1 protein-coding gene is annotated in these 1,915 nt (G+C 51.6%); it reads left to right on the plus strand.

Features of this window, described 5'->3' with window-relative positions:
- Positions 1 to 226: 226 nt before the first annotated feature.
- Positions 227 to 1,564, plus strand: coding sequence for a sodium-dependent transporter (locus BDE01S_RS10265; protein ID WP_066081204.1), 1,338 nt, complete (start codon positions 227 to 229; stop codon positions 1,562 to 1,564).
- The last annotated feature ends 351 nt before the right edge of the window (positions 1,565 to 1,915 follow it).

Here is a 1,915-nt window from a genome sequence, read left to right on the forward strand (position 1 = left end):
TACGCGATTGCCGCGTGTTTTCAGACGGCTTTTGGTTTGATGTGCCAAAAAAATCCGTTATGGGAATTTATATTGCGGGTTTCGAATGATTTTCGGCGGATTGTTTGACGGTTTCTGCTGCGGACGCACCATTTTTGCATAATTGCGTCTGCCTGCGGATTACGTCTGTATGCGGGTTCGGCTTTTGCTAAAATCGCGTTTTGGTTGTTTGACGAGAATATCGGTTATGGCTACACAAGTTTCCTGGTCGTCCAAAATCGGCTTTATCCTGGCGGCGGCAGGCTCTGCTATCGGCTTGGGTGCGATTTGGAAGTTTCCCTATACTGCGGGTACCAACGGCGGCGCGGTGTTTTTCCTGCTGTTTTTGGTGTTTACCGTGTTGGTGGCGCTGCCTGTGCAGTTGGCGGAGTTTTATATCGGCCGCACCAGCGGTAAAAATGCCGTTGACGCGTTTAAAACGCTGGCACCGGGTACGGCTTGGCCGTGGATCGGGCGTATGGGCGTGGCGGCGTGTTTCGTGCTGTTGTCGTTTTACAGTGTGGTCGGCGGTTGGGTGTTGAATTATGTGGTGCACGCGCTGACGGGTGAAATCCGTGCGGGTGCGGATTTTGAGGCTTTGTTCGGCGCGACCATTGCCAATCCGTGGAGCGTGTTGCTGTATCAGGGTGTGTTTATGCTGATGACGGTGTGGGTGGTCAAGGGCGGGATTTCAGACGGCATTGAAAAGGCCAACCGCTATATGATGCCGGCTTTGTTTGTTTTGTTTGTCGTGTTGGCAGTACGCTCGCTGACCCTGCCGGGGGCGATGGAGGGGGTGTCTTTCCTGCTCAAGCCCGATTGGACGCATGTGACGCCGAATACGATGCTGACTGCGCTGGGACAGGCGTTTTTTGCGCTCAGTATCGGTGTGTCCACCATGATTACTTATGCTTCGTATCTGAGTAAAAAAGAAGATTTGTTCCGCTCGGGCAACAGTATTATGTGGATGAACCTGCTGGTGTCGCTGCTGGCGGGTCTGGTGATTTTCCCGGCTGTGTTTGCGTTCGGTTTCGAGCCGTCGCAAGGGCCGGGCTTGATTTTCATCGTATTACCGGCCGTGTTTATGAAAATTCCTTTCGGCGAGGTGCTGTTTGCCGTGTTTATGCTGCTGGTGGCTTTTGCGACGCTGACTTCGGCGTTCTCCATGCTGGAAACCGTCATCGCGGCGGCTATCCGTCAAGACGAGTCCAAACGTAAAAGCCGCACCTGGGTAATCGGCAGCGCGATTTTTCTGGTCGGTATTCCTTCTGCATTGTCGTTCGGCGTGTTGGCCGAGTGGAAGGTTTTCGGTAAAACGGTTTTTGATTTGTGGGATTACATCATTACTGCGCTGATTATGCCCGTCAGCTCGTTTTTCGTAGCGGTATTTGTGGCTTGGCTGCGCGACCGCCAATCGGTGTTGGCCGATGCGGGCGAGGGCAGTACTGTGCCGAAAACGCTGATTCTGCTGTGGCTGAATACCTTGCGCTATCTGGCGCCGGTGGCGATTTTGCTGGTATTTGCCCATACTTTGGGTTGGGTGTGAGTGTTGGAATGAATGGATTAAGCCGTCTGAAAAATTGGTTTTTCAGACGGCTTTTTAAATCCAACAGGCGGCTGGGCGCAGTCGAAGCTTTCTTAAGCGTTGAAAGCGGCTTCGACTATGCTCAGCCACTTGAAGGAAGTATGTAACGTGCGTTTGGGATAAGGGATTTTAAATATTTTTGCAAAGGTCTCAGATAGCAGTAGGTCGGGCACTTTTGCCCGACAGATATTTTGGGATGTTGATATTTTCAGGTGTATCAACGTATCGTCGGGCAAAAGTGCCCGACCTACTGCTGAATTTCAACGGATTTTATATTCCTCAACCGTTTGTCTTATCCCGAGCTTACGTTAG

Source organism: Bergeriella denitrificans NBRC 102155 (assembly GCF_001592185.1).
GTDB lineage: Bacteria > Pseudomonadota > Gammaproteobacteria > Burkholderiales > Neisseriaceae > Neisseria > Neisseria denitrificans.